Below are 13,043 nucleotides of genomic sequence, written 5' to 3'. Positions count from 1 at the left end.
CCGACACCGCCGGAAACGGACCAATCGCATCGCTCACTGATGCATTTTTTCTTAGTGTAAAGCAACTAAATGAACGTGACGTAGGAGTTGGTGAGCGTGGCGCCTGCACGGTCGACGGTGCGGGAAACCGAGCTGGACACGAACCGGGGAGGACCGGCCGAACCGGACCCGCACTACAAGTGGATCGCGCTGTCGAACACGACGCTCGGTCTGCTGATGGCGACGATCAACTCCTCGATCGTCCTCATCGCGCTGCCGGACATCTTCCGGGGGATCGGCATCGACCCCCTCGGCCCCGGCAACACCAGCTACCTGCTGTGGATGATCATGGGCTTCCTGGTCGTCACCGCGGTGCTGGTCGTGGGCTTCGGGCGGCTCGGCGACATGTACGGCCGGGCCAAGATGTACAACCTCGGCTTCGCGGTCTTCACGATCTCGTCGATCTTCCTGGCGGTCACGTGGCAGCACGGTGACGCCGCCGCGTGGTGGCTGATCATCTGGCGCATCATCCAGGGCGTCGGTGGCGCCTTCCTGATGGCCAACTCGAGCGCGATCCTCACCGACGCGTTCCCGCAGCGGCAGCGCGGCATGGCGCTGGGGATCAGTGGCGTCGCCGCGATCGCCGGCTCGTTCCTCGGCCTGGTCATCGGCGGCCTGCTCGGCCCGGTGAACTGGCACCTCGTCTTCCTCGTGTCCGTGCCCTTCGGTGTGTTCGGCACGATCTGGGCCTACCTCAAGCTGCGCGACACCGGCACCCGCACGCGCGCCAAGATGGACTGGTGGGGCAACGCGACCTTCGCGGTCGGCCTCATCGCGGTCCTCGTCGGCATCACCTACGGCATCCAGCCCTACGGCGGGCACACCATGGGCTGGACCAGCCCGCTCGTGCTGACCTGCATCATCGGCGGCGTCGTCGTCCTGATCGCCTTCGGCATCATCGAGACCCGGGTCGCGGTGCCGCTGTTCGAGCTGTCGCTGTTCAAGAACCGGGCCTTCACCCTCGGCAACATCTCCAACCTGCTCGCCTCGCTCGGCCGCGGTGGCCTGCAGTTCATGCTGATCATCTGGCTGCAGGGCATCTGGCTGCCCCAGCACGGCTACAGCTTCGAACAGACACCGCTGTGGGCAGGCATCTACATGCTCCCGCTCACGATCGGGTTCCTGCTGTCCGCGCCGCTGTCGGGCGTCCTGTCCGACCGGCTCGGCGCCCGGTGGTTCACCAGCGGCGGCATGATCATCTCGGCGGTGACGTTCCTGCTGCTGGAGCTGCTTCCCGTCGACTTCGACTACTGGGCGTTCGCGGCCCTGCTGCTGTTCAACGGCATCGGCATGGGCCTGTTCTCCTCGCCCAACCGGGCCGAGATCATGAACAGCCTGCCCGCGGGCTCGCGCGGCGCCGGCGCCGGCATGACCGCGACGTTCCAGAACTCCGCGATGGTGCTCTCCATCGGCCTGTTCTTCAGCCTCATGATCGCGGGCCTGGCGACGAACCTGCCCGGCGTCATGGAGTCGGGCCTGCTGGCCCACGGCGTCCCGGCGGCCGACGCGTCGAACATCGCCGACCTGCCGCCGGTGGGCGTGCTCTTCGCCGCCTTCCTCGGCTACAACCCGATCCAGCAGCTGCTCGGCGGGGTCCTCGGCACCATCCCGCCGGACCAGGCCGCGTTCCTCACCGGGCGCAGCTTCTTCCCGAACCTGATCTCGCAGCCGTTCTCCGACGGCCTCGCGGCCGCGTTCCTGTTCGCCGTGATCGCCTGCCTCGTCGCCGCGGTGGCGTCGTTCTTCACCGGCAGCCGGCGCGCGGCCGCCGCCCGGCACCTGCAGGCCACGCCCCGCGAGAGCGTCGGTGCCGAGCTCGCCGCCGTGGCGGGCGAGGCGGGCGGCGGCCCCAGCGAGATCGTCGACGAGTCCCGCCCGCGCCCGCGTGGCCCCGTCCCGGCGGGTGAGCTCGTCGGCCGGGTCCTCGCCGCCTACGGCAGCGAGATCGGCGACGGCGTCGTCGTGGTGACCGCGGGCGACGGCAGCCAGGTCGGCAGGGCGGTCGTCGAGCCCGACGGCAGCTACGCGCTCAGCGGGCTGGCGCCCGGCACCTACACCGTCGTCGCGACCGCACCCGGCTTCCAGGCCGACGCCGTTGCGGTCACGCTCAACGGCAGCGGCGTCGAACGCGACTTCAGCCTGGAGGGCGGCGGCTCGGTCCGCGGCGTCGTCCGCCCGGTGGCCGCCGACGTCCCTGCGACGGTGCTCGCCACCGACTCGGCCGGGCGCGTCGTCGGGCGGGCCACGACCGGGCCCGACGGTGCCTTCGTCCTCGCCGGGCTGCCCTCCGGGGACACGACGCTGACGGCGAGCCTGCCCGGCAGGCGCCCCCGGGCGTCGACGGTCCGCGTCGCCACCGGCGCCCCCGCGACCGTCGACCTCGAGCTGGCCGACGCCCTCACCCGCCTCGGCGGCGTCGTCACCGGACCGGGCGGCAGCCGGCTCGCCGGGGCCACGGTGACGCTGACCGACGCGCACGGCAACGTGGTGGCCGCGGCCGTCAGCGGGTCCGACGGCGAGTACTGCGTGGAGGGGCTGCACGCGGGCACCTATACCGTGGCCGCGTCCTACGGCGGGCCGACGGCACAGCGTGTCGACCTCGCGGGCGACGGCCCCGCCCATCTCGACCTGCGGCTCGGCGCGACGCCGGCCGCGGCGGGCTAGGCCGGGTCGTGGCCGCCGCACCGGCAATGACGCCGGTCGAAGCAGGCTCGGTCGACGTCCCCGGGAACCCGGTGTCCGAGGACGTCGCCGAGCTCGCGGGCCGGCTGCGCATCGCGCTGTCCCGGCTCACGCACGCCCTGCGTGCCCCCGACGACGAGGTGGGCCTGACCCCGACCCGGATCGCGACGCTGTCGATCCTGGAGACGGCCGGGCCGCTGCGTGTCGGGGCGCTCGCGGAGCGCATCGGGATCAGCCCGCCGACGATGACCCGGCTCGTCGACTGCCTCGCCGAGCTCGACCTCGTACGTCGTGATCCCGATCCCGACGACCAGCGGGCCACCCGGGTCAGCCTGTCCGACGGCGGCGGCGCGCTCCTGGAACGGCTCCGGCACCGGGGGACCGGGCTGCTCGCCCGGCGGATCGCGGGCCTCGACACGGCGGGGCTCGTGACCCTGGCCGCCGCCGTCCCCCTGCTGGAGGACCTCGCGGAGGCGGTCGTCGCCCACTGAGCCCACTGAGCCCACTGAGCCCACTGAGCCCACTGAGCCCACCGGGACGCGCCCACCGGGACGCGCCCACCGGGACGCGCCCACGGTCGCCGCCGTCACAGTCGCCGCCGTCACAGTCAGCGCTGACTGTTCGGCTGCTAGCGTCGGAGGAGGCGACGTCGCCCCTCGTCGTCGCCACCCGGTCGAAACAGGAGGCGCGCGTGCGCGATGCGGTGATCGTCGAAGCGGTACGGACCCCGGTCGGCCGACGCAAGGGCGGCCTCGCGGGAGTGCACCCGGCGGACCTGTCCGCACACGTGCTGCGCAGCCTCGCCGAGCGCAGCGGCGTCGACCCCGCCGCGGTCGACGACGTCATCTGGGGCTGCGTCACGCAGTCCGCCGAGCAGACCGGCGACATCGGCCGCACCGCGGTCCTGGCCGCGGGCTGGCCCGAGACGGTCACCGGCGTCACGATCGACCGGCAGTGCGGGTCGAGCCAGCAGTCGGTGCACTTCGCCGCCGCGGGCCTCGTCGCCGGGCAGTACGACGTCGTCGTCGCCGGTGGCGTCGAGTCGATGACACGGGTGCCGATGCTGTCGTCGATGGGCGACTCGAACCCCTACGGCCCGGGCTTCGCCGAGCGCTACGGCCCGGACATGCCGAACCAGGGCGTCGGCGCGGAGATGATCGCCGAGCAGTGGGGCTTCTCCCGCGCCCAGCTCGACGAGTTCTCCCTCGCCAGCCACGAGAAGGCCGCCACCGCGCAGGACGACGGCCGCTTCGTCGGCCAGATCGCGCCGGTCACGCTGCCCGACGGCACCGTCGTGGCCGCCGACGAGGGCATCCGCCGCGGCGGCACGCTGGAGAGCCTCGGCCAGCTCAAAACCGTCTTCCGGCCCGACGGCGTGATCACCGCGGGCAACGCCTCGCAGATCTCCGACGGCTCCGCCGCGCTGCTGATGACCACCTCGGAGAAGGCCGCCGAGCTGGGCCTGGCCCCGATCGCCCGCGTCCACACCGCCGTCCTCGCCGGGGCCGACCCGATGATCATGCTGACGGCGCCGATGCCCGCCACCGAGAAGGCGCTCGCCCGCTCCGGGCTGACGCTCGACCAGATCGGCGTCTTCGAGGTCAACGAGGCGTTCGCGCCCGTCCCGCTGGCGTGGCTGGCCGACCTCGGCGCCGACCCCAAGACACTCAACCCCAACGGCGGCGCGATCGCCCTGGGCCACCCGCTCGGCGCCTCGGGGGCCCGGATCATGACGACGATGATCCACCACATGCGCGACAACGGGATCCGCTACGGCCTGCAGACCATGTGCGAGGGTGGCGGCCAGGCCAACGCGACCATCATCGAGCTGCTCTGACCGTTCCGCCGACGACTCTGCTCCGCCGCACCTGGAGGTAGCGCACCACATGGACATCAACGGTTCCGTCGCTCTGGTCACGGGCGGAGCGTCGGGCCTGGGCCTGGCGACGACCGAGAAGCTGCTCGACGCCGGCGCGAAGGTCGTCATCCTCGACCTGCCCGGCTCGCCGGGGGAGCAGGTCGCGGAGAAGCTGGGCGACGCCGTCCGCTTCGCTGCCGCCGACGTCCGCGACGAGACCGCGGTCGGCGCGGCGCTCGACGTCGCCGCCGGGCTCGGCACCCTGCGGGTCGCGGTCAACTGCGCGGGCATCGGCCCGGCGGCCAAGACCGTCGGCAAGAAGGGCCCGTTCCCGCTCGACCTGTTCACCCGGGTCGTCGAGATCAACCTCATCGGCACGTTCAACGTCATCCGGCTCGCGGCCGAGCGGATGACCCAGGCGGACCCGGTCGACGGGGAGCGTGGCGTCATCGTCAACACGGCGTCGGTCGCGGCGTTCGACGGCCAGATCGGCCAGGCCGCCTACTCGGCGTCCAAGGGCGGTGTCGTCGGCATGACGCTGCCGATCGCCCGCGACCTGGCGAGCGCGATGATCCGCGTCGTCACGATCGCGCCGGGGCTGTTCGACACCCCGCTGCTGGCGACGCTGCCCGAGGAGGCCCGCGCGTCGCTGGGTGCGCAGGTCCCGCATCCGTCACGCCTGGGCGACCCCGCCGAGTACGGTGCGCTGGCCGCGCACATCGTCGCCAACCCGATGCTCAACGGCGAGGTCATCCGCCTCGACGGCGCCATCCGCATGGCACCCCGCTAGGACCTCGCAGGAAGGACGGATCGGTGAAGCGCACCCTGTTCGACGACGACCACGAGGCCTTCCGCGAGTCGTTCCGCAAGTTCGTGCAGGCCGAGATCGTGCCGCACCACGACGACTGGGACCGGGCGGGCATCGTGCCCCGCGAGCTGTTCGCCACGGCCGGGCGCTCGGGCTTCCTGGGGATCGAGATCCCCGAGGAGCTCGGCGGCGGCGGGGTGCGCGACTTCCGCTTCAACGCGGTGATGGACGAGGAGCTCATGGCCTGCGGGGCGGCCGCCGCGGGCCTGGGCCTGTCGTTGCACAACGACATCTGCCTGCCCTACTTCATGGCGTACTGCAACGACGAGCAGCGCGCCCGGTGGCTGCCGGGCATCGCCTCCGGCGAGCTGATCACGGCCATCGCGATGACCGAGCCGGGCATCGGGTCGGACCTCGCGTCGATGACGACGACGGCGATCCGCGACGGCGACCACTACGTCGTCAACGGCGCCAAGACGTTCATCACCAACGGCATCAACGCCGACCTGGTGATCACCGCGGTGAAGACCGACCCGTCGCAGAAGCACAAGGGCATGTCGCTCGTCGTGCTCGAGCGGGGCATGGCGGGCTTCGAGCGGGGCCGCAACCTCGACAAGCTCGGCCAGCACGCCCAGGACACCGCGGAGCTGTCGTTCACCGACGTCCACGTCCCCGTCTCGAACCTGCTCGGTGACGAGGAGGGTCAGGGTTTCGCCCAGCTCGTCGGCAACCTGCCGCAGGAACGGCTCTCGATCGGCTACGCCGCGGTCGCCGCGGCCCGCTACGCCCTCGACCTGACGCTGGAGTACGTCAAGGAGCGCAAGGCCTTCGGGAAGCCCATCGGCTCCTTCCAGAACTCGCGGTTCGTCCTCGCCGAGCTCGACACCGAGATCGACATCGCCCAGCACTACGTCGACGCCTGCGTCCGGGCGCTCGACGCGGGCGACCTGACCGCGGCGGACGCCAGCAAGGCGAAGTACTGGTGCACCGAGCTGCAGGGCCGCACCGTCGACCGTTGCCTCCAGCTGTTCGGCGGCTACGGCTACATGACGGAGTACCCGATCGCGAAGGCGTTCGCCGACGCCCGCATCACCCGCATCTACGGCGGCACGACCGAGATCATGAAGGAAGTCATCGGGCGGTCGTTGGGCCTGTGACCCTTCCCGCCCCGGACCCGTCGCTCACGGTGCCTCCGGAGACGACGGTGCTCGCGGAGAGCGGCCTGCGCACCCGGGCCCAGCGCGCCGAGGACGGGCGCGCCCGCATCCTCGACGCGGCGGTCGAGTGCCTCGTCGCGGAGGGCTACGCGGGGGCGTCGACGCTTGCGATCCAGGCGGGCGCCGGCGTGTCGCGGGGGCGGTTGCTGCACCATTTCCCGTCGCGGGACCTGCTGCTCGTCGCGGCGGCACAGCACGTCGCCGCGCAGCGGGTGCGTGACACCGAGGAGCGCGTGCTCGCCCTCGTGGGCGCGGACGTCGAGGGCCCGGAGCGGATCGACCAGGTCGTGGTCGCGTTGTGGGCGTCGTTCCACGAGTCCCATTTCTGGGCGGCACTGGAGCTGTGGACCGCCGCGCGCACCAACCCGGAGATCGCGGGCGCCCTGCTGCCCGAGGAGCGCCGTCTCGGCCGGGTGATCCGCGCCTCCCTCGCGCGGATGCTGGGGGAACCCTGGTCGTCGCATCCGCGGTTCCGCCAAGTGCGTGATCTTCTGCTCACGAGCATGCGTGGCGCGGCCATGACCTACGCCTTCGACAGCCGTGACGCAGCCTCCGACCCGATGGTCGCGCAGTGGCAGGACCTGGTCAGGACGCTGCTCGCCGACTGATGCGTTCGGTACCGATCGGAGACCGGGGTCGCATGCACACTCGGTGACGGCTCGTGTCGTTCCGTGGAACAGCTCACCCGGATGGCTCTCTGAGCGATCACCTGCTTTAGTTAGCCTGCCCTTAGATAAGGAATGGCGACCATGACCCCTTCGTCCAGATCGGGTCCCGGAAGGATGGCGATGTCGACCTGTGCTCCCTCAGGTCCCGCCGGCGCCGAGGCCGTCCTCGACGTCCTCGGTGTGGGCTTCGGCCCGTCGAACCTCGGCCTGGCCATCGCGTTGGCCGAGCACAACGACGTGGCGGGAGCGGGCGGCCGACGGCTCACCGCACGGTTCCTCGAGCGGCAACCCCGCTTCGGCTGGCACCGCGGCATGCTCATCGACGACGCGACGATGCGGATCTCGTACCTCAAGGATCTCGTGACGCTGCGCAACCCCACGAGCCCCTTCAGCTTCCTGTCGTACCTGCACGACCGGGGCCGGCTCGTCGACTTCATCAACTACGGCAGCTCGATGCCGTCGCGACTGGAGTTCCACGACTACCTGGAGTGGGCCGCCGCGGCGTTCGCCGAGCAGGTCGACTACGGCTGCGAGGTCGTCTCCGTCGAACCCGAGATCGGGGCCGACGGCACCGTCGACGTGCTCACCGTCGTCGTCCGCTCGGTCGCGGGCGAGGTCCGCCACCGCGCCCGCAACGTCGTCGTCGCGACGGGGCTCACGCCGCAGCTGCCCCCGGGCGTCGTGGCGGGCGAGCGCATCTGGCACAGCCGCGACCTGCTGCACCGCGCCCCCGACGCCGTCGGCACGTCGCCGGAGCGCGTCGCGGTCGTCGGCGCCGGGCAGAGCGCCGCGGAGGTCGCCGACTTCCTGCACCGCACGTTCCCCGGCGCCGAGGTCTGCGCGATCTTCTCGCGCTACGGCTACAGCCCGGCCGACGACAGCCCGTTCGCCAACCGCATCTTCGACCCGGGTGCCGTCGACGACTTCTTCGACGCGAGCGATGACGCCAAGCAGCGGATCCTCGGCTACCACGCCAACACGAACTACTCCGTCGTCGACCCGGAGCTGATCACCGACCTCTACCGGCGGCACTACCACGAGCGCGTCGCCGGGACCGAACGGCTGCGCATCCTCAACCTCACCCGCGTCGGCGACGTCGTGGAGACCGACGACCACGTGGAGCTCGCGCTGGAGTCGGTCGTCGACGGCAGCCGCGACGTCGTCGCCGTCGATCTCGTCGTCTTCGCGACGGGCTACCGGTCGGGTGACCCGCTGCGGCTGCTGCCCGAGCTGGCCGGCTCGTGCCGGCGCGACCCGTCGGGGCGGCTGCGCATCGGCCGCGACTACCGCCTGGAGACCCGGCCGGACCTGCGTGCCGGCGTCTACGTCCAGGGTGCGACCGAGCACACCCACGGCATCTCGTCGACGCTGCTGTCCAACGTCGCCGTCCGGGCGGGCGAGATCGTGTCCTCGATCGCGGCACCCGCGCCCAGCGGCGACGCCCGCACCGATCTCGCCGAGCTGCGCACCGCGCCCTGACCCGCGCGCCCTGACCCGCGTGCCCTGACCCGCGTGCCCGACCGGCAGCCGTCACGGCGCGCCCGTCCCGATCCGACGGCCCGGAACCCCGGGTCGCCGACACACGTCCCCGGCACCGCACCGGGGCGGACGAACGAGGAGATTCCCGGATGCGCGTGGTGGCCTTCGGCTACATGACATGGGGGCGGCGCACCATCGAGGCGGTGCTGGACGCCGGCCACGAGGTCCCGCTGATCGTGACCCACCCCGACGGCGACTCGGCCTACGAAAAGATCTTCAACGAGTCCGTGGCCGAGCTCGCCGCCGACCGCGGCATCCCGCTGCTCGTGCGCAACCGGGCCGAGGACGACGAGGTCAAGGCGGCGATCACCGCGGCGGACGCCGATGTCATGGTGGTGTCGAACTGGCGCACCTGGCTGCCGCCGGAGGTGTACTCGATCCCGCGCCTCGGCACCCTCAACGTGCACGACGCGCTGCTGCCCGCCTATGCCGGGTTCGCGCCGCTGAACTGGGCGCTGATCAACGACGAGCCCGAGGTCGGCGTCACCGCCCACATGATGAACCCCGAGTTCGACGCGGGCGACGTCGTGCTCCAGCGGGCCACGCAGATCACCGACGACGACACGATCGTCGAGCTGTTCGACCGCACGCTCGCGATGTTCGGCCCGATCACCGTCGACGGCCTGGCGCTGCTCGAGTCGGGGCGCACCGACTGGCCGGCTCAGGACCGCCGTGCGGCGTCGTACTTCCACCGGCGCACCGCGGAGGAGAACCGCATCGACTGGACCTGGCCGGCGCGTGACGTCTTCAACCTCGTCCGGGCGCAGGTCGACCCGTACCCCAACGCGTACTGCTACCGGGGCACAGAGCGGATCCGCATCCTGTCGGCGTCGGTCACCGACGACGCGATCGGGGGCACCCCGGGCCGGGTGGTGATCCGGCGCGGGTCGAGCGTCGTCATCGTCGCCGGCGCCGACGCGCGCCGAGGCCACAACCGCGGTGTCCTGATCCACCGGGTGCGCCTCGACGACGGCCGCGAGATCGACGCCGCCGACTACTTCCCGCGGATGGGCGAGTACCTGACCGCCCACCCGCGGGACGCGGACTGACCCCGGCTCAGGTCCGCGGGTAGGCCTGCGCGAGCTGCGGGACGACGGCGTCGAGCGCCGTCGGCAGGCCCAGCGGGCTGCCGGACCCGAGCGCGGCGGCCACCTCGGTCTCGAACCCGCCGAGACGGACGACGTGCCCCGCCTTGACGGCGCTCAGGTTCTGGAACAGCTGGTCGCCCGCGAGCCTTCTCGGCGCTCAGCGTCTCGGTCTCGGCGCCCTCGTCGAGACCGAGACCGGTGGACACCTGGGTGCGCAGGTCGTCCTTGCCCAGCTTGTCGATCCGGGCTTCGACGACGAAGCCCACCCCGAGGGGCTTTCCGGCGAACGGCGGTGAGCGCTGCCGCGAGCAGGCCAACGGGGAATCGGGTCATGGGGTCTCCCGTCGACGGTGCCGGTCGTGTCCGTTCCGGCGGGCCCGCCGGCTCAGCCTTACGAACGCGGCAGCGCGGAGGTCGCCCGGACGGCGGCCGCTCCGGTCCGCAGCAGCTCCCACAGCTGCTCGACGTGCACGCGTTCCGTCGCCACACCGCCGATCGCGACCCTGATCACGTACCGCCCGTCGACGACGGTGTGGGTGACGAACGCCGCGCCGGAGACGTTGACCCGCTCCAGGACGGCCCGGGTGGTCGCGTCGTCGGGGCCCCCGTCGGCGGTGACGAACCGCAGGCACACCAGCCCGAGTGTCGGCGGCGCGGCCAGTACGACCCCCGGCTCGGCGCGCACCCACCCGGCCAGTGCGACGGCGGCGGCGACGTGCCCGCGCAGGTGGGTGCGCAGCCCGTCCAGGCCCAGATCGTGGACGACGGCCCACAGCTTGAGTGCCCGGAACCGGCGGCCCAGCGGCACCTGCCAGTCCCGGTAGTCGACGACCGCGCCCGACTCCGACGCGGCGTTGCGCAGGTACTCCGGGGTCACCGACAGCGCCGCCGGCAGCGCCGTCGCGTCGCGCACCCACAGCAGGGAGGCGTCGAACGCGGTGAGCAGCCACTTGTGCGCGTCCGTGCAGAACGAGTCGGCGAGCTCGGCCCCGTCGACGACGTGGCGCAGCTCCGGGCACAGACCGGCCACGCCGGCCCACGCGGCGTCGACGTGCAGCCAGGCCCCGTGCGCCGCCGCGACCGGGGCGATGTCGCGCACCGGGTCGACCGCGCCCGTGCCGGTGGTGCCCACCGTGGCGCAGACCAGCACGGGGCGCCGCCCCGCCGCGACGTCGGCCGCCATGGCGCCGGCGAGCGCGGCCGCCGACATCGACTGCGTCCCCGCGACCGTGCCGACGACCCGGAGCGCCCGCGCACCGAGTCCGGCGACGCGCACGGCCTTGGCCAGCGACGAGTGCGTCTCCGCCGTGACGTAGACGCGCTCGGTCCCGTCGACGCCGGTCTCGCGCCAGGCACCACCGCCGGCGCGGTGCAGCGCCGCCAGCAGGGCGACGAGCGCGGCCGACGACGCCGAGTCCTGGATCGAGCCGCCACCCCCGCAGGCACCGTCCCCGGTGAAGGTGAACGCCTCGCCGAGGCCGAGCGCGCGGGCCAGCCCGTCGAGCAGGACCTGCTCGACCTCCGTGGCCGCGGGCGAGGTCGACCAGAGCATCCCCTGGGCGCCGAGGGCGCCGGAGAGCAGGTCGCCGAGCAGCGAGGAGGTGGACGCGTTGGCGGGGAAGTAGCCGAAGAACGCGGGATGCTGCCAGAGCGTGCTGGCCGGCACGACGACACGGTCGACCTCGCCGAGCAGCTCCTCCAGCGGTCGTGGGGACTCCGGTAGCCGCCCGCCGGCGAACGCGGCCCCGGGCCCGGTCAGCGCGGCGGCGACCTCGCCCGGCTCGACCGGTGGGACGACGGGCAGCCCGGGCAGGCCGGCGCGATGGTCGGCGACCCAGTCGACGAACGCGTGACCGAGGCGGCGGAACTCCTCGGGGGACAGGTCGGCGGGCACGGGTGATCACCTCACGGTGTCATGATCGGCGTCGGTGTTTAGGGTTGCCAAGTGTCCGACACGTCCGGAGGGTCCGCGGAACCGGACGTCCCCGACGGTGCGGCGAAGCTGCGGCTGCTCCAGCTCTCGGCGCTGACCAGCACCTGCGACCGCTTCGCGATCGCGCCGCTGCTCGTCGAGATCGCCCGGGACCTCGACGCCTCGCTCGTCGCCGTCGCAGCCGTCGCCAGCGGGTACTTCCTCGCCTACGGGCTGATGCAGCTCGTCTGGGGCCTGCTCAGCGACCGGCTGGGACGCGTCCGCGTCATGCGCATCGCCCTGGGCGGGCTCGCCCTGGCCGGGCTCGTGTCGGTCCTCGCGCCGAACCTCGCCGTGCTCGCCGTGTCCCGGGTCGTCGCGGGCGGCACCGCCGCGGCCCTCATCCCGACGACGCTCGTCTACGTCGGCGACACCTGGCCCGTCGCGGTGCGCCAGCGACCGCTGTCGGACCTGCTGGCCGCGTCGGCGCTGGGCACCGCGGTCGCGACGATCGGCGCCGGTGTCGTCGCCGAGTTCGTCGGCTGGCGGGCGGTGTTCGGGCTGACCGGCGCCGCGGCCGTCGTGCTGTGGTGGGCACTGCGCAGGCTGCCCGAACCCGACCGGCCCGAACCCGGTCCGCCGCTGCGCCCGCTGGGGCTGGTCGTGCGTCGTGGCTGGGCCTGGGTGGTGCTCGCGCTCGCGCTCGTGGAGGGCGCGGTCGCGCTCGGCGCCCTCACCTACCTCGCCCCGTCGTTGCAGGCCCAGGGCTGGTCACCCGGCGTCGCGGGGCTCGTCGCCGCGGGCTACGGGGTGGGGGCGCTGCTGACCTCGCGGGTGGTTCGCCGCCTCGTCGGGCGGGTTCCCTCGGCCGGGCTCGCAGCCGTCGGCGGTGCGGTCCTGGCCGTGACCTGGGTCCCGACGACGATCACGGTGTCGTTGCCGACCGTCCTCGCCTCCGGCCTGCTGCTCGGCGTCGCCTGGGCGTTCCTGCACACCACCCTGCAGACGTGGGCGACCGAGGTCGTGCCGCAGGCGCGCGCCGCCGCTGTCGCCCTGTTCGCGGCCGTGCTGTTCCTCGGCAGCTCCGTCGGCACCGCGCTGGCCGCCCCGCTCGCGGACGCCGGCGCCTTCGGGACGGTGTTCACGATCGCGCTGGCGGTGTCGGTGCCGCTCGCGGTGGTCGCCGTCGCGGCCCGGGTCCGGTACACCCGGATCGCCTGACCGTCACGTGG

General features: G+C 72.8%; 11 protein-coding genes. 10 read left to right on the top strand and 1 reads right to left on the bottom strand.

The window, feature by feature from the left end; genetic code table 11:
• The first annotated feature begins 132 nt into the window (after nucleotides 1-132).
• The 9 genes from TOK_RS03495 to TOK_RS03455 all read left to right on the top strand — a co-directional run bounded on the left by TOK_RS03495 (nucleotide 133) and on the right by TOK_RS03455 (nucleotide 10,195).
• Complete coding sequence (locus tag TOK_RS03495) at nucleotides 133-2,703, top strand: MFS transporter (protein WP_374754849.1); 2,571 nt, start codon at nucleotides 133-135, stop codon at nucleotides 2,701-2,703.
• Nucleotides 2,704-2,711: 8 nt separating this feature from the next.
• Nucleotides 2,712-3,212, top strand: a complete 501-nt coding sequence (locus TOK_RS03490) for a MarR family winged helix-turn-helix transcriptional regulator (RefSeq protein WP_172457386.1) — start codon at nucleotides 2,712-2,714, stop codon at nucleotides 3,210-3,212.
• Nucleotides 3,213-3,412: 200 nt separating this feature from the next.
• Nucleotides 3,413-4,558: a thiolase family protein gene (locus TOK_RS03485; protein WP_098956317.1), complete on the top strand. Its 1,146-nt coding sequence runs from the start codon at nucleotides 3,413-3,415 to the stop codon at nucleotides 4,556-4,558.
• 49 nt (nucleotides 4,559-4,607) lie between these two features.
• The gene (locus TOK_RS03480) at nucleotides 4,608-5,369 is read left to right on the top strand and encodes a 3-hydroxyacyl-CoA dehydrogenase (RefSeq protein ID WP_098956316.1); all 762 of its coding nucleotides are present in this window, start codon (nucleotides 4,608-4,610) and stop codon (nucleotides 5,367-5,369) included.
• Nucleotides 5,370-5,392: 23 nt separating this feature from the next.
• Nucleotides 5,393-6,544, top strand: a complete 1,152-nt coding sequence (locus TOK_RS03475) for an acyl-CoA dehydrogenase family protein (RefSeq protein WP_098956315.1) — start codon at nucleotides 5,393-5,395, stop codon at nucleotides 6,542-6,544.
• Nucleotides 6,541-7,212, top strand: a complete 672-nt coding sequence (locus tag TOK_RS03470) for a TetR/AcrR family transcriptional regulator (protein WP_253258155.1) — start codon at nucleotides 6,541-6,543, stop codon at nucleotides 7,210-7,212. The genes TOK_RS03475 and TOK_RS03470 overlap by 4 nt, the downstream gene beginning before the upstream one ends.
• Before the next feature lie 180 nt (nucleotides 7,213-7,392).
• Nucleotides 7,393-8,751, top strand: a complete 1,359-nt coding sequence (locus TOK_RS03465; protein ID WP_098956347.1) for a lysine N(6)-hydroxylase/L-ornithine N(5)-oxygenase family protein — start codon at nucleotides 7,393-7,395, stop codon at nucleotides 8,749-8,751.
• A gap of 149 nt (nucleotides 8,752-8,900) precedes the next feature.
• Complete coding sequence (locus TOK_RS03460) at nucleotides 8,901-9,860, top strand: methionyl-tRNA formyltransferase (protein ID WP_098956314.1); 960 nt, start codon at nucleotides 8,901-8,903, stop codon at nucleotides 9,858-9,860.
• A gap of 143 nt (nucleotides 9,861-10,003) precedes the next feature.
• Nucleotides 10,004-10,195, top strand: coding sequence for a hypothetical protein (locus TOK_RS03455; protein ID WP_098956313.1), 192 nt, complete (start codon nucleotides 10,004-10,006; stop codon nucleotides 10,193-10,195).
• 95 nt (nucleotides 10,196-10,290) lie between these two features.
• Here TOK_RS03455 and TOK_RS03450 read toward each other — a convergent pair whose 3' ends face one another.
• Complete coding sequence (locus tag TOK_RS03450) at nucleotides 10,291-11,793, bottom strand: aspartate aminotransferase family protein (protein WP_374754848.1); 1,503 nt, start codon at nucleotides 11,791-11,793, stop codon at nucleotides 10,291-10,293.
• A 51-nt stretch (nucleotides 11,794-11,844) separates the two neighbouring features.
• Between TOK_RS03450 and TOK_RS03445 the strand changes: the two genes are divergently transcribed.
• Entirely contained in the window at nucleotides 11,845-13,032 is a 1,188-nt protein-coding gene (locus TOK_RS03445) for an MFS transporter (RefSeq protein ID WP_098956312.1), read from the top strand.
• Nucleotides 13,033-13,043 lie beyond the last annotated feature (11 nt).

Source organism: Pseudonocardia sp. N23, assembly GCF_002583555.1.
GTDB lineage: Bacteria > Actinomycetota > Actinomycetes > Mycobacteriales > Pseudonocardiaceae > Pseudonocardia.
The sequence above is the reverse complement of the archived record's forward strand: the minus strand, read 5'-3'. Positions and strand labels throughout refer to the sequence as shown.